The organism is Acidovorax sp. (assembly GCF_034519795.1).
Lineage (GTDB): Bacteria > Pseudomonadota > Gammaproteobacteria > Burkholderiales > Burkholderiaceae_C > Acidovorax.
This window is the reverse complement of the sequence record NZ_JAXHOB010000008.1, coordinates 444,920-461,039: the sequence shown is the minus strand read 5'-3', so window position 1 is coordinate 461,039 and position 16,120 is coordinate 444,920. Positions and strand designations below refer to the sequence as shown.

The 16,120-nt window shown below is 62.1% G+C and carries 17 protein-coding genes; 2 read left to right on the top strand and 15 right to left on the bottom strand.

The genetic code is table 11. The features are described from left to right. Nucleotides 1-135: 135 nt before the first annotated feature. A complete protein-coding gene (locus U5N23_RS10440; protein ID WP_322592740.1) occupies nt 136-438 on the top strand; it encodes a hypothetical protein in 303 nt (100 codons plus the stop codon). A 502-nt stretch (nt 439-940) separates the two neighbouring features. Next, a complete protein-coding gene (locus tag U5N23_RS10435) occupies nt 941-2,086 on the top strand; it encodes an IS5 family transposase (protein ID WP_416208577.1) in 1,146 nt (381 codons plus the stop codon). Between the two features lie 23 nt (nt 2,087-2,109). On the opposite strand, the gene U5N23_RS10430 is transcribed toward U5N23_RS10435, so the two are convergent. The 15 genes from U5N23_RS10430 to U5N23_RS10360 all read right to left on the bottom strand — a co-directional run bounded on the left by U5N23_RS10430 (nt 2,110) and on the right by U5N23_RS10360 (nt 16,109). Beyond that, complete coding sequence (locus tag U5N23_RS10430) at nt 2,110-2,802, bottom strand: hypothetical protein (protein WP_322592739.1); 693 nt, start codon at nt 2,800-2,802, stop codon at nt 2,110-2,112. Then, complete coding sequence (locus U5N23_RS10425; RefSeq protein WP_322592738.1) at nt 2,795-3,346, bottom strand: hypothetical protein; 552 nt, start codon at nt 3,344-3,346, stop codon at nt 2,795-2,797. Before U5N23_RS10425 ends, U5N23_RS10430 begins: the two co-directional genes overlap by 8 nt. 48 nt (nt 3,347-3,394) lie before the next feature. Beyond that, the gene (locus U5N23_RS10420; RefSeq protein WP_322592737.1) at nt 3,395-4,540 is read right to left on the bottom strand and encodes an IS5 family transposase; all 1,146 of its coding nucleotides are present in this window, start codon (nt 4,538-4,540) and stop codon (nt 3,395-3,397) included. 356 nt (nt 4,541-4,896) lie between these two features. Further along, nucleotides 4,897-5,154 carry a hypothetical protein gene (locus U5N23_RS10415; RefSeq protein WP_322592736.1) on the bottom strand — a complete coding sequence of 86 codons (258 nt, stop codon included), beginning with the start codon at nt 5,152-5,154 and terminating at the stop codon, nt 4,897-4,899. A gap of 2 nt (nt 5,155-5,156) precedes the next feature. Beyond that, nucleotides 5,157-5,753 (bottom strand): hypothetical protein, encoded by a 597-nt coding sequence (locus U5N23_RS10410; protein ID WP_322592735.1) that lies wholly within the window; start codon nt 5,751-5,753, stop codon nt 5,157-5,159. A 373-nt stretch (nt 5,754-6,126) separates the two neighbouring features. After that, nucleotides 6,127-7,740, bottom strand: a complete 1,614-nt coding sequence (locus tag U5N23_RS10405; RefSeq protein WP_322592734.1) for a hypothetical protein — start codon at nt 7,738-7,740, stop codon at nt 6,127-6,129. A 380-nt stretch (nt 7,741-8,120) separates the two neighbouring features. Next, nucleotides 8,121-8,717, bottom strand: a complete 597-nt coding sequence (locus U5N23_RS10400; protein WP_322592733.1) for a hypothetical protein — start codon at nt 8,715-8,717, stop codon at nt 8,121-8,123. Beyond that, nucleotides 8,714-8,935: a hypothetical protein gene (locus U5N23_RS10395; RefSeq protein ID WP_322592732.1), complete on the bottom strand. Its 222-nt coding sequence runs from the start codon at nt 8,933-8,935 to the stop codon at nt 8,714-8,716. Before U5N23_RS10395 ends, U5N23_RS10400 begins: the two co-directional genes overlap by 4 nt. Before the next feature lie 59 nt (nt 8,936-8,994). Next, entirely contained in the window at nt 8,995-11,751 is a 2,757-nt protein-coding gene (locus tag U5N23_RS10390) for a hypothetical protein (protein ID WP_322592731.1), read from the bottom strand. Further along, nucleotides 11,751-12,629 (bottom strand): hypothetical protein, encoded by an 879-nt coding sequence (locus U5N23_RS10385; RefSeq protein WP_322592730.1) that lies wholly within the window; start codon nt 12,627-12,629, stop codon nt 11,751-11,753. Before U5N23_RS10385 ends, U5N23_RS10390 begins: the two co-directional genes overlap by 1 nt. Beyond that, entirely contained in the window at nt 12,626-13,126 is a 501-nt protein-coding gene (locus U5N23_RS10380; RefSeq protein ID WP_322592729.1) for a hypothetical protein, read from the bottom strand. Before U5N23_RS10380 ends, U5N23_RS10385 begins: the two co-directional genes overlap by 4 nt. Nucleotides 13,127-13,135: 9 nt before the next feature. Beyond that, nucleotides 13,136-14,068, bottom strand: coding sequence for a hypothetical protein (locus U5N23_RS10375; RefSeq protein WP_322592728.1), 933 nt, complete (start codon nt 14,066-14,068; stop codon nt 13,136-13,138). Nucleotides 14,069-14,071: 3 nt separating this feature from the next. Beyond that, nucleotides 14,072-14,512: a hypothetical protein gene (locus tag U5N23_RS10370; protein WP_322592727.1), complete on the bottom strand. Its 441-nt coding sequence runs from the start codon at nt 14,510-14,512 to the stop codon at nt 14,072-14,074. Continuing rightward, nucleotides 14,509-15,870: a hypothetical protein gene (locus U5N23_RS10365; protein WP_322592726.1), complete on the bottom strand. Its 1,362-nt coding sequence runs from the start codon at nt 15,868-15,870 to the stop codon at nt 14,509-14,511. The genes U5N23_RS10370 and U5N23_RS10365 overlap by 4 nt, the downstream gene beginning before the upstream one ends. Before the next feature lie 2 nt (nt 15,871-15,872). After that, nucleotides 15,873-16,109, bottom strand: coding sequence for a hypothetical protein (locus U5N23_RS10360; protein ID WP_322592725.1), 237 nt, complete (start codon nt 16,107-16,109; stop codon nt 15,873-15,875). Nucleotides 16,110-16,120 lie beyond the last annotated feature (11 nt).

Here is a 16,120-nt window from a genome sequence, read left to right as displayed (position 1 = left end):
CTTGACAAGCAATGCTTTGCCAAGTGCAGACATGCTCGCCCCCAGCCATCCCAGGCCCCGGAGAACACTCCCTTCTGGTGCCATGGTCCCCGGGGCACAACATCTGGCCAAGCCAGCGACCGTGGCATACCCAACGTGATCACCGCACTTTTCGAATTCACCCGCTCCGGCGTCTGCAAGGTTGTACCGAGCGTATCCGCCTCCACGGACGCCCAGGCCGTGCTGCTCAACTGGGCCCTCATGGCCAACGACCGCGCATTCCGCACGGTGCTCGACCTGCCCGACCGCCTGGTGGCCGAACTCACCTGGAACGAGCGGCACGACACCGCCCAGCGGCACGACCTCGACTCCTGGGCCCGCCGCCTGGACATCACCGTGTCCAACGCCCTGCGCATGTCGCACAGCGACTGGCAGACCACACGCCCCCTGGCGGCGTAAGGCGCCGCGCCCGCGCCCGCCCCGGGTCAGCCCACCGTGCCTGCCGGCACCTGGCAGGGCCTGATCGCACCGCCGCCCGATACACCGCCGTTGCAGTGAACAGAGCGGTCCGCCGGGCTACTCCGGATAGGTTACTTTCCCCCCGCCAATCATCACGGGGCCTTCACACCGGACCACAAATTCGGGAACCTTTCAATACGACTTCCCGCCAAAGGGTGAACAAACGCCCGCTCCTCAGACGCGGACTTCGTCGATCTTGCGCTTGCGCGATGCGTCGGCAAAGAGGTCGAACTTCAAGGCGCTGCGAGGGGTGATCATGCGGTTGATGGGACGGGGGCAAGGAACTCAAGATCGAGTGGGTGGGTTTTGAGATTCCCTGACGCTACAGCAAATGGATTTCGTAAAACCTAGCAGGCTGAAGAAATACCTCCCGCTCAGCCAGCCCAGCAGTCCAACCCCGGTAAGCTCACCAGCCCCTCCCACATCGCTTGACCCTGACCCCATGCGCGGCGCCGACACTTTCACCGAGAGCCTGTTCTCTGTCCGCAAGCTCGACGACTTCGTGCCAGAGTCGCACCCCCTGCGCCCCGTTCGCAAGATGGTCAACACCGCCTTGGCCAAGATGGATGCCCTGTTCTCGCGCATGTACGAAGCAGACATCAAGGGCGGGCGCCCCAGCATCGCCCCCGAGAAGCTGCTGCGCGCCATGCTGCTGCAAGTGCTGTACAGCGTGCGCTCGGAACGCCAGTTGATGGAGCAGGTGCAGTACAACCTCTTGTTTCGCTGGTTCATCGGCCTGTCCATGGACGATGAGGTCTGGGTGCCCAGCGTGTTCACCAAGAACCGCGAGCGGCTGATCGAACACGACGCCGTGATTGAGTTCTTCAACGAAGTGCTCAAGATCGCCGACAAGAAGCACTGGCTCTCGGGCGAGCACTTCAGCGTGGACGGCACGCTCATCCAGGCCTGGGCGGGCCACAAGAGCTTTGTGCGCAAGGACGACGATGACGCGGGCGGCGGTGGAGATGGTGACCCTGGTGCAGATGCCAATGGCAATGGCGGCAACTTCAAGGGCCAGCGGCGCAGCAACGACACCCATGAATCCACAACGGACGCCGATGCCCGGCTGTACCGCAAAGGCAAAACCGCCAGCGAGCTGCGCTACATGGGCCACACCCTGAACGACAACCGCCACGGCCTGGTGGCCAATGCAGTGGTCACGCTGGCCGATGGCTACGCAGAGCGCGAAGCGGCCAAGGCCATGGTCAACGACGCCCGACAGGCGCAGGCCGATCCCACGCGAACCATCACGCTGGGAGCGGACAAAGGCTATGACGCACGCGAATTCATTGAGGCCTGCCAGGCCATGAACGTCATTCCCCATGTGGCGCAAAACAAGTCAGGCAGAAACTCGGCTGTGCCCGATGCGATTGCGCAAAGCGAAGGCTACGCGGTATCGCAGCAAAAGAGAAAGCTCATCGAGCAAGGCTTTGGCTGGGCCAAGACCGTGGGCGGGATGAGGCAGGTGATGGTGCGAGGCCTTGAGCGCGTGGACCAGATGTTCGTGCTGACGATGGCGGGATACAACCTGGTGCGCATGCGCACTTTGGAGCAATTGGGACAGGTGCGCCTGCAGGGGGCGTATTGAGGGCAAATGGACGCCGAAGTGGCTCAAATCAAGCGCCAAAGAGCCCGATAGACCCCTTCAATCTCGGGATGTGAAAACAAGAGAGCCCGCATGCGCCAGCGGGGCGGGACGTGCTTGGAATCTGGGGAGTATTTCTTCAGCCTGCTAGAGCCCAGTTTGGGCTGCACTGCGTTCCATAGCATCAGCTTGTTGGACCCCCAATAATCATCGCCTTGCCCTCCCAGTATCGCTGCAAGCTTGCCATTTTTTTGCCAGCTCAAGCACAGAGCAACCTCACATGGACGATTTTCCAGTCGAGGGCTTACAGGATTTTCCTTGATGATCGATATGCCAATCAATTGATCGCCGACAAAATCGTGCCATTTCGCTCGCGAAAAGACGGGGTCCGAAGCTTCGATTGGAAAAAGCACGCCCTCCTTTTCGCTCATCGGCGTGGCGCCAGGCCGCCTATTTCTGTCACTGTCAAGCCAAACAATCGCACTATTAAGGCTGTCATCCTCCCCAACCCCGAGGGTTCCGGCACCTTCGAACGTGAGACCCAGCGGCCCTTCAGTCCCTTCAAAAACACGCGAAGGCGCCTCTTCCATTTCGGCTCCCGCCTCTTCCTTGGGAAATATGCTGTATCTCGTGAATGAAATCAGCTTGCGCCCCAAGAAAGTTCGGAGAAGAGGAATCGATTGAGATGGCGTCGGTTGATCTTTATATTGGTCAATCATTAAAACCCCTATTTCCTTCAGCCAATTTCACCAAATAATAGATCATCTTTATGTTTTTTCGATAACCCACATCACCCACCGCAAGCCTTAATGGGTCAGATATCACAATACCACCATCTTTTCCCACAAGAAACTGCAGATCGGATATATGCAACTTGGCCCCTTCAATTTTTCCTCTGATGAGTATCAAATCAGAAATACTTCGCTTATTCAACAAACTTAGATCGCCGACAACCGTCGCATGGCCATCCACCATTCTGACCGCATCTTTGGTCCCCGCCTCAAATCGATCGTACACAAGCGCAGGGCGATCACCTACCATGATCGGCCCCCTGGCGTTAACGACGGGAAGGCCCATCTCCTTTAGTTGACCAAGCAGTTTCAACTCGCTTTCCAATTCACTGATGCGGCCTGAGTGCAAGACGCCAACGGCATGCTTTTCACCATAGCAGGCTGAAGAAATACTCCCCAGATTCCAAGCCCGTCCTGCCCCACGGCCGCAGGTTGGTTCGCCTTTTTCACATCCCGGGATTAGCGTGCCCAATTGAGCGTTTTATTGCACTTCAGAGACCGCTTTGGCCTTCGTTTGCCCTCAATGCGCCCCCTGCAGGCGCACCTGTCCCAATTGCTCCAAAGTGCGCATGCGCACCAGGTTGTATCCCGCCATCGTCAGCACGAACATCTGGTCCACGCGCTCAAGGCCTCGCACCATCACCTGCCTCATCCCGCCCACGGTCTTGGCCCAGCCAAAGCCTTGCTCGATGAGCTTTCTCTTTTGCTGCGATACCGCGTAGCCTTCGCTTTGCGCAATCGCATCGGGCACAGCCGAGTTTCTGCCTGACTTGTTTTGCGCCACATGGGGAATGACGTTCATGGCCTGGCAGGCCTCAATGAATTCGCGTGCGTCATAGCCTTTGTCCGCTCCCAGCGTGATGGTTCGCGTGGGATCGGCCTGCGCCTGTCGGGCGTCGTTGACCATGGCCTTGGCCGCTTCGCGCTCTGCGTAGCCATCGGCCAGCGTGACCACTGCATTGGCCACCAGGCCGTGGCGGTTGTCGTTCAGGGTGTGGCCCATGTAGCGCAGCTCGCTGGCGGTTTTGCCTTTGCGGTACAGCCGGGCATCGGCGTCCGTTGTGGATTCATGGGTGTCGTTGCTGCGCCGCTGGCCCTTGAAGTTGCCGCCATTGCCATTGGCATCTGCACCAGGGTCACCATCTCCACCGCCGCCCGCGTCATCGTCGTCCTTGCGCACAAAGCTCTTGTGGCCCGCCCAGGCCTGGATGAGCGTGCCGTCCACGCTGAAGTGCTCGCCCGAGAGCCAGTGCTTCTTGTCGGCGATCTTGAGCACTTCGTTGAAGAACTCAATCACGGCGTCGTGTTCGATCAGCCGCTCGCGGTTCTTGGTGAACACGCTGGGCACCCAGACCTCATCGTCCATGGACAGGCCGATGAACCAGCGAAACAAGAGGTTGTACTGCACCTGCTCCATCAACTGGCGCTCCGAGCGCACGCTGTACAGCACCTGCAGCAGCATGGCGCGCAGCAGCTTCTCGGGGGCGATGCTGGGGCGCCCGCCCTTGATGTCTGCTTCGTACATGCGCGAGAACAGGGCATCCATCTTGGCCAAGGCGGTGTTGACCATCTTGCGAACGGGGCGCAGGGGGTGCGAGGCTGGCACGAAGTCGTCGAGCTTGCGGACAGAGAACAGGCTCTCGGTGAAGGTGTCGGCGCCGCGCATGGGATCTGGCAATGTGGGAGGGATTGGTGAGCTTACCGGGTTGGGCTGCTGGGCTGGCTGGGTGGGAGGTATTTCTTCAGCCTGATAGGCGAACACATCCTTGGAGCCCCCTTCGCCCAGCTTGGGCCCCAGGTCCGAAAAACCCAGGTTGGAGAAATCATCAGCTGCAGCTCCAGGTCCCGCACCATCGAACTCCTTCACGCCATTGTTGGCTGTCGCAGTTTCAGTCCCTGCCGGATCGCCTGCCAGATTGTTGTCTGCAAGTGCGTGTATTGTGAAGTCATCTGTGGAATTTACCTGAGGTTCAGGTGTAGCACTTCAGAAGTGGGACCGCCCACATATTAAAACAATCCAGCCTACAGCAACTCTTTTACATAAACATCAAAAACATTTGACTCATTTTTTACATACAACCGGTCACACTCCGTGCATCGATAAACAAGCCTGGAAACCTTATCAATCTCATCAAAGAAGTTCTCCGACGATACATTTCCAGATTCAAGCTGATCTGAAATATTTACCACTGCGGCCTCGGGAATCAGCGAAAACTCGTACGGCGAATCGGCGCCGGTCAAACGCATTTCATGTCCGCAACGGCAACGAAATTTGGCCATCTTTAATTTCCTTTCTTTGGTCGAGGTACATAAATCATTCTCCCACCGGAGTTTTGAAAAAACAAGCTCTGAATCCTTAACGCATTTGGTTTTCCCCAAAATCTATCCTGGATCGCTTGGATACTGGCATCGTCGAGGTCCGTCTGTATAAGAACTGACGTAGCCTGCTCCTTCTTTCGTTCAATTTCCCGAACAATATTTTTCACTTCAGACGTATTCGGTGTGTAAACGTCCACTTGCCCAATGCCTTCAACCTCCAGATCCGCCGTGGGAGTCTCCGGCACACCAAGGTCATTCGCTGTAACTTTATGGATGACGTTGTAGCCTAAATCAGCCAGGCTTCGGCCAGCGCGAAGCTCATTTGCATCAGGCCTCGCGCCCTGCTGAAATGAAATGCGGCCAAATGCGTGAGAAGCTCCATTTTTTGATTGAAGTTCCTGCGACCCCATTGAAACGCCTCGGCCCGCTCGACCTGAGGCATTGCCATGGAAATCACCTCGCTCCGAAGAAAAATCCCCAGCCACAGGGCCTGAATCAATGCCGCCATTTCGAACCTGTGAGAATGGCACCGGCGCGCCCTCGGCAGGGAGGGTATCCACGACCCCCACCGGAGACGCATGCCCAGCCGACGCCTGTCTCACACGCTCGACACTCCCCGCCGTGACGATCACACCCTCTGGCACATCTGTCATGGCACCCCCCGGGGATGCCCGCATCCTCAAGCCATTGGCGCACCGCCTTGGTGTCGCCCTGCACGTCGAGCATGCCGCCCTCGCGCATCGACATCTGCACCGATGGTGGCGGCTGCCTTACCGCATCGGCATCAGCGCCAGGCTGTGGCTGTGCCAGCACCTGCTGGGCCCGTGCGGCCTGCTCGGGTGCTACCCATACGCTGTCGAGCCACCCCACACCTTGTCCAGGGCCTGCTCACACCCATTTCGGGGTCGCGAAGGCCCTTGCCGGCGTGCCAATCTAGGCGCGCGACGCCGCGTGAGCTCTTGCACACGCAAGGAACGCAACGACGAGTGGCGCGCCGGCAAGGGCCTTCCCTTCGGGTTGCCCGGCCTGGGGGCCGTCTGCGGCGTTGCCCGCGCTTGCAAGGTTCCTACCTTGCTGCACACGGGCGCCTTGCACCCAGCCCCCAGGCCGCGCAACGCGATCCCCGAAATGGGTGTGAACAGGCCCTCGCCCGGCATTGCGCAGTCGCTTGTCCAACTGGCGAGGATCCCCCTCCACGCTCAGCGTGCCTTTGTCGGTCAAGTGCATTGCACCGACAGGCGCCGCCGTTGGGGCATCTACCACCGGACCCGCCGTGGGCACTTCTGGCTCCATGGCCGGGGGACTTGCGTCCCCAGAGACGTCTTTCAGGTTGACCGTCAACAGCCCGCGAATTACACTGGCTACGTCTCCTGAAGTAGCCTTGCCGGATCGCTCCACACCATCCTTGGTGTCAGTCCCGGAATACCTGGTATTCAGGAGACGCTCTTTTGTACTCACACTGTGCAGATACATCCGCTGAGTATTCGGATCTTTCTTGACCAGCACGGTGACGACGTTCCCCTTTTCATCGATCTCTACCGGCGCGCTGATGTAACAACTCGTCGCACCTCGGTCATGCTGCGCACTGAGCACAAGTGCGCCGCCCTCGACGACGGCCTTCACGGCCGCGAATGACACGGCCTTGGATGGATTCATGCCGTGTGCCATGGAGTCTCGCACCGCTCGCTCGTCGAGAACCACTTCGCCCAACTCCGGGTGAACAGCGACGCCACCAGCATCCGCAAAGAGCTTGGAGGCCCATGCGCGCAACAAGGCAAATCCGCGGGGCGCCTCATTGCCTAGCAAGATTGCAACGGGCTCACCCTGCAAGATCCTTGCTTTCTTGACCGTTTGAGGATCAAGCGTGGAGATAGCGTTACCCGATGGCCGGTATCCATTTCCATCAGCAGCACCGGGCAAGCGGCTGCCGTCACCGGTTGGCAAGGTTGAAGTGACATCAGCATCTGCCGCGCTGTCTTCCCGTGCCGGCAGTTCATCCGTTTTCGTCTTGCGTGCAAGACTGCTCGAAGCAGTCACACCGTTTTGCACCACTTCATGAGCCAAGCCCTCCGCCTGATCCCTAGACGAGGCGGCCTCGCGCATCGCATCGGGCGGCACTTCAGCCCGAGAAGGCGCCTTCCGCCCAACAGGTGATTGGGAGGATCCCCTGTCCACTTGCATTGCGGGGCTCAGGGCGACAGCATTGCGTCCGGCCAGTACCTGCCGGGCATCCTTGGAAAGCGCAAGTACTTCTACCGGAGCCATGCCCCATTCGCCCACCATCTCCGCCAACACCTGGCCGGGCTGGTCGATCTGGCCTCTTTGCGCCAGTTGCTTGCCCGCCTCGCCGGCACCACCCATGGCGCCCTGCACACCGGCCTGCAGCGGTGCGTTGATGGCCTGGCGCACGAGCTGGTTTTTGATAGCCCTGGGCACCAGCGTTTTGCCAGCCACCCCGCCGGATGCAGCGTCCAGCGCACCAACAATCAACCCGCCCTTGCCCGCGCAGGGCATGGCTGCACGAAGCATGTCGGGGTCGGCGAACAACTTGGAAAGACCGCCGCGGCCAGGATGCTTCGGGCCTTGTCTTCGCCGTGCTCCCGGGCCAGTTGCTGGAACTCAGGCTCCGCCGCAAAGGCGGACGTGGGCAGCTTCTGCAGCTCTGCATACAACTCGTTGGCGACCGAAGCGCCTTGCTGCGCAGCCGATAGGCGCGAGTCCCCAGAGCGGGGCAGGGCAATCCAAGCGCCAGGACTCCGGCCCAGGGCTGCCGGCAACCATCTTGCGCGGGCTTGCAGCTCGCGAATGAAGGGCTGGATCAGGCCATCTGCGTCTGCAGAGAGCGCGACTGTTCAGCTGTTGGCTGGAAGCTGAGGGTATTGAAAGGTGCCCCCATGGCTCGGCAAAAGCGTACCTACCAACTGAAGCTACAGCAAATGGATTTCGTAAAACCTAGAGCCCAGCTTGGGCTGCACTGCGCTCCACAGCATCAGCTTACATTCCCAATAGTCATCCCCGTGTCCGCCGAGGATTGCCGCAAATTTCCCATTTTTTTGCCAGTCTAAGCACAAAGCAATCTCACACGGCCGATTCTCCAGTCGAGGATTAATCGGATTTTCCTTAATTATTGACAAGCCAATCAATCGATCCCCTATAAATTCACTCCATTGCGTTCTTGAAAAAACAGGATCTGAAGCTTCGATTGGGAAAAATACGCTTTCGTTCTCGTCCATCGGACTGAAATCAGGCTGTCCATCCTTGTCCCTGTCAAGCCAGACGATTGCGCTATTCAGGCTATCATCCTCTCCAATCCCAAGAGTTCCGGCTCCTTCAAAATCAAGGCCCACAGGCCCTTCCGTCCCTTCAAAAACAAGTGAAGTAGGTTTCTCTATTTCGGCGGCCGCTTCTTCTTTAGGAAACAAGCTGTATCTTGTAAATGAAACCAGCTTTTTCCCCAAAAAACTGCGAAGCAGTGAAACCGACCGAACAGGGGTCATTGAGGGCGGAAACTCTTTGTTCGTCATTTTTTCTTTCCTGCACGAGCCAATTTTATCAAAACATCAATCATTTGGACATTTTTCTTGTAGCCAGGTCCAGCCTTTACCCCCAAAGGATCAGATATTACCAAACTACCATCACGCCCCACAAGAAATTGTAGATCTTCTATGTGCAATCTCGCATCCACAATCTTCTTTCTAATAAAATTCAAATCAGATATGCTTTTTTTGTTTAAAAAATCCAACTCTCCAACGATTGGGGACCTCTCAAAACCCCCGAAAATTCACATTTCGGTGTTGTAAGTCATTGATTTGTATGAGGCGCCAGATGCGGCGGGCGGGGTTTTGAGAGGTGCCCGATTGTTGGTTGATTGCGCACCATTCTGACCGCATCTTTAGTCCCCGCCTCAAATCGATCGTACACAAGCGCAGGGAGATCACCTACCATGATCGGCCCCCTGGCGTTAACGACGGGAAGGCCCATCTCCTTTAGTTGGCCAAGCAGTTTCAACTCGCTTTCCAATTCACTGATGCGGCCTGAGTGCAAGACGCCAACGGCGTACTTTTCGCCATAGGCGAATACATCCTTGGTGCCCCCTTCGCCCAACTTGGACCCCAGGTCCGAAAGGCCGAGGTTGGAGAAATCATCAGCTGCAGCTCCAGGTCCCGCACCATCGAACTCCTTCACGCTATTGTTGGCTGTCGCAGTTTCAGTCCCTGCCGGATCGGCTGCCAGATTGTTGTCTGCAAGTATTTCTTGAGCAAGTGCCGCTTCGTTGGCCCAGACCGTGACCTCCTTTTTTCGCACCTTCACATTGGTAACTCCACCGTTGCGAAGAACCGCGAGGATTTTCTTGGGATCGCCCTTGATCTTGAGCACACCCGTTTCGAGCTTGGTTGCCACCATCGGCGCGGGCGGAGCAGTGGCTGATCGCCCATCCTGCACTGGCACAGCCTCCTCCTCGTGATCAGCCGTTTGCGCCGTTGACAGTAGTGCGGGTGCCACCGGTGCTGGTGCTGCCAAGGCCCGCTTCGCCCGCTCGACACTCCCCGCTGTGACGATCACACCCTCTGGCCCATCTGTCATGGCACCCCGGGGGACGCCCGCATCCTCAAGCCACTGGCGCACCGCCTTGGTGCCGCCCTCCACGTCGAGCATGCCGCCCTCGCGCATCGTCATCTGCACCGGTGGTGGCGGCTGCCTTACCGCATCGGCAGCAGCGCCAGGCTGCGGCTGCGCCAGCACCTGCTGGGCCCGTGCAGCCTGCTCGGGTGCTACCCATACGCTGTCGAGCCACATCCACACCTGGTCTACCCCGGCATTGCGCAGTCGCTTGTCCAACTGGCGAGGATCCCCCTCCACGCTCAGCGTGCCTTTGTCGGTCAAGTGCATTGCACCGACAGGCGCCGCTGTAGAAACATCAATGGGCGCATCCAGAGCCGAACCGCCTTGGGGGCCTGGTCCATGCGAGTCGGGTGCTGTGGCCGATGTCTGCTGTGCACCGGCAGCTTCAGCCTCTGCCTGACGCGCGATGGTCGCAGCATCACCCTCGGGCACGGCGGGTGCCAGCGATGCGTCCAGGTGGCCACCTGGCAAGGCCTGCGTGCCCCTCTCCAGGGAGAGAGAGTCCCCCGCCTGCGGCACGACCGGAGCGACCGGGGTCACCGACTGGGCTAGCACCATGGACGCAAGGAAGTCATCTGCACGCCCACCGCCGCGCCCGGCAGCACCCGCCAAGATGTCCTGCACGGGGTTGCTGGAATCGCTTGGAGTTTGCTGCGCGTGGCCCACCGGGCTATCCGGGCCGGGGCGAAGGGGTGCAGCCTGCACCCGGGTTCCTTTGGAACCGCTCGGTACTGTGCCAAGGACGCCCCCGACAAGTGCGCTGCGGCCGGCGTCATCGAGCAGGCCCTTGTCCTTGCCCGACACATGGATGTCGACAGCGTTGCCGCCGATGGTGTTGAACGACTCCTGGATGGCCCCGGTCAGGCCCTTGGTAGTGATCTCGGCGCCAGTCGCCAGAAGGCGCTTGCCGGCATCGGCCAGTACCTGGGCGCGCACCGGCGCCGGGATATGGAGCACCATGTCCCTGATCGCCTGCCCCGCGGTCAGTGGCAGCTTCTCGGATGCCAAGGCCAGCCCTCCCTTGAGCGCAGCGGCCATGGCGCTATCGCCCTCCGCATAGGCCGACCCCGCCGCGCTGGCCGCCATGGGTGCCGACAGACTGGCCTGCGCGCCAGGCACCATCATGGCCGCGAGAGCCTGCGCTGCAGGCAGGGAGTCGCCTGCCAGTTGGACCGTCATCCAGCGGCCGAACTCGCCGTTGTCCCAGGCCTGCGCCGGGCCTTGGCGCGACAGGGTGGAGGCGTAGCCTTCGCTCATCTGGCGCAAGTCATCCACCAAGGGCATGTTGGGTACACGGCCAAAAACGGGAGAACCGCCGCCATCGACCAGAACCTTGTTGACACCCTCGGTGACCAACCCAGCCGCCACCGACGGAACATTGAGCGTCCCCGCCAGCGAACTCGCCGCGCCCTGCTTGAGGGCGGCCTTGACGGGGTTGGCTTCGGCATAGGCCTGCACCCTGTTCAAGGGCGTAGGTGCCCGCATCTGTGGCGAATTGGCGATGCGCTGGCGCTGCTCGACGGCTTCTGCATAGTCGCGGCGGGAGAGTCTTTCGGCCTCGGCCAGGTCCATGCCTCTCGCATCGCCGACCACATCGGGGCCCTCCAGCACGCTCTTCCACTCCGGGCGCGGACCATTGGACGCCTCGATGGCCGGCCTCATCCAGGGCATCACTGCTGCGGCAGCACCTTTCACCAGGCCGTAGGCCTGGTCTGCAGCGTCCGACAGGATCGACGCCTGCCTGGGCGCATCCGTCCTGCGCGGGTCATCCACCTTGCGGCCATCCTGTGCGCGCGCGGCCGGCTCCATATTCGCCATTGAAGTCGCCTGCCTACCATCGCCAGGCCCCAGCGCCACCAGCTCGAACGCAGACCAATCAATGCCTGCATTGGAAACCTCTGGCTCCTCCACCAGTTCGAAGCGGGACCAATCCATCACTGCGCTTTCGCCAGGGGCTCGGGCCGGCCATTGCGCACGACGTACCGCTGGCCGCTGGCGTCGCGGACCACCGTTCCGTCCTGCGGCGCGGACGACAGCGGCCGGCGCGCACCAGCGCTGGTGCTGGCGCCCACCCGCGAGCCAGTGCCGGCCTCGCCGATTTGGACCGGGGCCGTGGGGCGCAAAGCCGGCTCAGGCCTTGGACGCTCACTCGGGCGCTCGGGCTGCACAGCGCTGCTGCGCTGGAAGGCCGCGGCCGCATCGAGGGCAGAGCCGCCGCCCTGCTCCACGGCCACGGCACTGGCCTCCCCCCGGTCGTTCAGCCCGAACTGCCGCTCTCCCCGCGCATGCACGTCGAGCTTGCCCGGGTCCAGGAACAGCGTGTACAGCCGCTGCAATGCCTGCGCGCCCTTCTCGCGGTCGTAGGCGGCGCGCTCCAGCGTGGTGGTGGGCGGCGCAGCGTCCATGCTGCCGGCCCGGTCGTAGCGGGCAAAGTCGCCGGCCGTGGGGGCCACGGCGTTCATCACGGGCATGCCAAAGCCCACGTCGGCCAGGCGCAGGCCGGCGTCTTCATGGACGGCACGCACGCGGTTGACCAGGTCCTGCCGTTGCTCGGGCGTCCGGGCGCGGGCGGCTTCCTCCATCAGGTTGAAGCCCTTGCCGCTGCCAGCACCACCAGCGGACCCGACCCGCATCTGCTCCTGCTGCCACTGCCGGTCGGCCGTGCGTTGCTGCTGCAGCTCCAGCGCGGCCTGCTGCTTGTCCTGCAGCAGCGCGCGCTGTGCCTGCAGCTTCTCTTCATCGGCGGCCATGGCCGACATGCCGGCGCCCACGCCTTGCAGCGTGCCGCCCAGGAGGTTGGCAAAGAAGCTCATCGCACACCCCCTTGCTGCCGTGCCGTGGGCGCCACCCGCGCCGGGCCTGCGCCGCGCGGCGGCGCAGGCATCAGGCCGTCGTCGGCATCCATGCGCATGTACTCGGCGATGGACTCCTGCATCACCTGCTGCAAAAAGGGTTCGAGCTGCTCGTCGGGCACCATGCCCGCGTCGTTGGCCAGGCCGGCGATGTCCTTGACGAACTGCACGCCCACATGCAGCAGCACGGCCGGGTCCACGGGCTGGCCGGCCTTTTCGGACTGCTGGGCCAGGTAGCGCAGGGTCTGCGTGCCCATCCGCACCGCGGCTTGCGCAGGGTCGATGTCCATGGCCTCGCGCCACGCTTGTGCCTGTTCGCCCATCATCTGGCGGGCGCGGCCCAGCAGCATGTCGAACTGGGCTTGTTGCCTGGCGCTGGCGGGCTGGCCACCGCCGGTGCTGCCGACCGTCGGGTCTTGCGCAGGGGCGCCCTGTCGGGCCATTTGGTTCAGGTTCATGGTGGTTCCTTATGCGACGCGAACGCCAGAGACGCTGCGGTAGTTGCGCTCGAGCATGGTCATCCTTTCGCGCTCAAGCCTTTCCTTCGATGCGTTGGTGATGCCGGTGCCGACGCCCTGCACAATCGCCCCCAGGCCCTTTTCGCTGGTCGCCACGTTGCCGAGCCGGTCGAAGAAGCTGCCCTTCACGGGCGCCACCGGTGTCGTGGCAGATCCTCCGGCCATGGCAGGGGCGGTCACGGGGGCCGAGGCGTTGGGCTGGACGTAGCGCGAGAAGACCTGTTGAGCCGGGCCTTCGATCGGTGCCGCAGCACCGGTCTGGTGGGTCGTGTGCAGACCCGCGGGGCCCTCGATGGGGTCGATGTCCATCCCCCAGGGCTGACCAGGCGCGCCGACGCTGGTGCCCGCCGAGGCAGCAGGCCCGGCAACCCTGGCCACTTCGGCGACGTCGTTGATCGGCAGCTCGTCCCCGCCCAGTCGCAGCAGGCCCTGGTCTCCCTGGCCCAGGATCGAGTGGTTGCCAAACACGTTGGTGCCATCCAGGGCAGCCTTGCCCACGTTCGCGGCATCTGCGAGGTTGAATGCGCCCTGCGCGGAGTTGGCCCCGAAGGCGGTGGTGCCGTCCAGCATGGCCTTCGTGCTCAGCGCGCCGCCCGCCTCGGTCAGGCCGGCGCCACCTTCGCCAAAGTTGAAGCCACCATTCACCGCGCCATACACGGCCCCGGCAATGTTGATCACCTTGACCATGTCCTCGCCGAAGACCTTGGAGGCCGCCTTGTTGACCTTGTCATTGATGCCGGTGACCTGAAAGGCAATGGACGCGACCGTGGAAACCACGGTGGCGGCTGCCGCTGATCCGATGGCGGCAGTCAGGCCCACGGCAGAGGCAATGGTGGCAGTGGCGCCCGTGTAGGCCATGATGATGGGGATAACGACGGCCATGGATCAGCTCTCCAGTGGGGACACGTAGGCCGTGCCCATGACGCCAAAGCCCCGGCGGGCCATGACTTTGTTGAAACGGGTGGGGTCGGCAATGCCCGCGTAGTCATGCACGACCAGCTGCACGGCGCGCATTCGCACGGCCCAGGCCTTGAGAGCGGCCAGCAGCCGCAGGCCAGAGCCGTCTTCGGCGTACCACAGCAGCTCGAAGGCGGTTTGGTAGCGGTTGAACAGGCCGGGTTGCACCATGCCAGCGATCAGGCCGCGCAGTTGGCCGCCCTCTTCGCTCACGAACGCGACGCCAGCCATGCCATGGATCACCCCCAGGAACGAGGCCTGCACCTGGGCCAGGTCCACCGGCTGGTGGGCGAACTGGCTGGCGGCGTGCTCACGCAAGGCCAGCTCCACCAGGGCGGGCAGGTCGTCGCGCGTGGCGCGGCGGATCATTGGGGACCTCCTGCGCCGCCACCCCCATCCCCATCGGGGATAGTCGTAGGTGCGGGCGCTGGCGATGGCTCACTGGTCGTTGTCGTGCGTTTCGTGAGCAGCCAGCTATCCGGCGTTATTCCCAGGTACGTGGCCTGGTTACCGAGGCTTTTGTTGGTCATATCGACCACGTTGTCGATGGCCTCCTGCTTCCGTTCCGGGCTCATGTCGCTGGTCTGGATGCGGAAGATCTTGTCCGTGCCATCGTTGCGCAGGTTGGTGAGCGTGTTGCGGCCGTCCAGCGCCATCTGCTGATTGGTCTTCTTCTCGTCCGCATCCAGCTGCAACTGCAGCCGCGCCATGCTGGTGTCAGGCTGGATGCTGGCCGCACGCGATGCCGCTTCCAGCTGCGCAATGCCCAGCTGGTTCTGCGCCGCGAACTGGTCGCGCGCCGACTGGTAGCCGTTCTGCACGGCATCGCGCTCCAGTGTCAGCTGCTGCTGGCGGTCCAGCATGCGGTAGTCGCGGTCCCACTGCTGCTGCGCCGCCCACTCGTTGGCCTGCACATTGAAATCGGCCATATAGGCATCGCGCACGAAGGCGTTGTTGTCGCGCGCAAAGGTGTTGGCCTGGCCGGCATTGAACTCGCCTGCGCGGGCATAGGTGCTGGCGTCCTGCTGGGCGATCGGCATGGCCGCGTCGTACATCGCCGAGTCGGCCGCCGTCATGGCCATGGAGCTGTTGAGCAGGCCACGCGTGTTGGCGGTCTGCAGCGCGCGAGCGCGGGCCTGCTGCATCAGCGGGCTGTCGTCGGCAATGATCTGCTGCAACTGGCTGCGCACCGTCTCGTTGGGCGCCACGTCCCAGCGCGTCATGCCCTGCAGCTGCGACAGGTTGATGCCCGTGGTGGGCGGCTTCTTCGTGTCCTTGGTCCAGCCCTTCTGGGCGTCGTAGGTGTAGTCGTAGTAGGGCTTCTCCAGCCCGCCCGTGGTGCCATAGCCACCGATGGCCGAGTCCTCGGCCGACCAGCCGTAGAGTTGCCCGAACTGCTTTTGCGTCAGGCCCAGGCCCTGGGCCTGTGCGGCGACTTCCTGGCTGGTCTTGCCCACCGACCACTGCTTGCCGGTGTTGATCTCGTCGGCCGTGAGGTCGCGCCCGCCCTCCCAACCGGAGGAGACCGCGGCGGGCGCCGGCGATGGCGCATACGAGGGCGCCGGGGCAGGCGACGGCGCTGCACCCCAGGCCTGGCTGGCCAGGTTGAACTGCGCGTCGGTGACGCCCAGCGATTTGCCTATGCGTGCCAGGTCCTCGTCCGACGCGCCGTTGGCCCGCTCGGTCGCATAGGCCGCGTTGACGTGATCCTGCGTGTACTGTGCCATGGTCAATATCCTTTGCTGCGGTCGGTGCTGCCGCGCTGCTGCGCCTGCAGGGCAATGCGGCCTGGCAGGGCCAGCAGGGCCTGCAGTTCCTGGATGGCAGCCTGCGCGGCGCGTATCTCGGGGTCGCTGGAGCGCACCGTGGTGCACACGGTGGTCAGCTCCGCGATGCGCTCGGCCGCGTAGGCCTGCACGCCGCGCCACACGGCGGTGGCGGGGTTGATCTGCTCCATCCAGCTCATGTGAAATTTCC

What these genes read in the sequence shown, in the direction of transcription:
- U5N23_RS10415 (WP_322592736.1), bottom strand. Translation starts at nt 5,154, where the DNA reads ATGGCCAAATTTCGTTGCCGTTGCGGACATGAAATGCGTTTGACCGGC.
- U5N23_RS10390 (WP_322592731.1), bottom strand. Translation starts at nt 11,751, where the DNA reads ATGGATTGGTCCCGCTTCGAACTGGTGGAGGAGCCAGAGGTTTCCAAT.
- U5N23_RS10370 (WP_322592727.1), bottom strand. Translation starts at nt 14,512, where the DNA reads ATGATCCGCCGCGCCACGCGCGACGACCTGCCCGCCCTGGTGGAGCTG.
- U5N23_RS10380 (WP_322592729.1), bottom strand. Translation starts at nt 13,126, where the DNA reads ATGAACCTGAACCAAATGGCCCGACAGGGCGCCCCTGCGCAAGACCCG.
- U5N23_RS10420 (WP_322592737.1), bottom strand. Translation starts at nt 4,540, where the DNA reads ATGCGCGGCGCCGACACCTTCACCGAGAGCCTGTTCTCTGTCCGCAAG.
- U5N23_RS10400 (WP_322592733.1), bottom strand. Translation starts at nt 8,717, where the DNA reads ATGACGAACAAAGAGTTTCCGCCCTCAATGACCCCTGTTCGGTCGGTT.
- U5N23_RS10375 (WP_322592728.1), bottom strand. Translation starts at nt 14,068, where the DNA reads ATGGCCGTCGTTATCCCCATCATCATGGCCTACACGGGCGCCACTGCC.
- U5N23_RS10365 (WP_322592726.1), bottom strand. Translation starts at nt 15,870, where the DNA reads ATGGCACAGTACACGCAGGATCACGTCAACGCGGCCTATGCGACCGAG.
- U5N23_RS10385 (WP_322592730.1), bottom strand. Translation starts at nt 12,629, where the DNA reads ATGAGCTTCTTTGCCAACCTCCTGGGCGGCACGCTGCAAGGCGTGGGC.
- U5N23_RS10360 (WP_322592725.1), bottom strand. Translation starts at nt 16,109, where the DNA reads ATGAGCTGGATGGAGCAGATCAACCCCGCCACCGCCGTGTGGCGCGGC.
- U5N23_RS10430 (WP_322592739.1), bottom strand. Translation starts at nt 2,802, where the DNA reads ATGATTGACCAATATAAAGATCAACCGACGCCATCTCAATCGATTCCT.
- U5N23_RS10435 (WP_416208577.1), top strand. Translation starts at nt 941, where the DNA reads ATGCGCGGCGCCGACACTTTCACCGAGAGCCTGTTCTCTGTCCGCAAG.